The sequence below is a fragment of the Microbacterium sp. K41 genome, from assembly GCF_004794395.1.
Lineage (GTDB): Bacteria > Actinomycetota > Actinomycetes > Actinomycetales > Microbacteriaceae > Microbacterium > Microbacterium sufflavum.
The window spans coordinates 1-328 of record NZ_SSDO01000272.1; the positions used below are offsets into that span (position 1 = coordinate 1).

The following is a 328-nucleotide window of genomic DNA, read 5'->3' on the forward strand; positions in this document are numbered from 1 at the left end:
CGGTCGCCCGGGTCGAGGCCACGGCCGCGGCCGAGCGATCGGTCGCGGTCACCGCGTCCCCGGGGTGCGCGAGGGCCCAGGACACCGCGAGCGCGCCCGTGCCGCAGCCGAGGTCGAGCACACGGCGCGGATCCTGGGCGTTCACGGCTCCGGAGAAACCCTCGTTCTCCGGCAGTTCCGGCGGGGATGCAGCCCCGGGGCGAGCGGTTCTCCGGCGTTGTGAACCGTCGAGCGCGAGCGCCTCGAGCAGCACGCGCGTGCCGATGTCGAGGCGGGGTCCGGCGAACGCGCCGCCGTGCGCGACCAGGGCGAGGCCGTCGTGCGCGGC

The 328-nt window shown here is 77.1% G+C and carries 1 protein-coding gene; it reads right to left on the bottom strand.

Annotated elements, in window-relative coordinates:
• A partial coding sequence (locus tag DW309_RS07660) for a methyltransferase (protein WP_168387221.1) occupies positions 1-328 on the bottom strand: 328 nt, incomplete at both ends.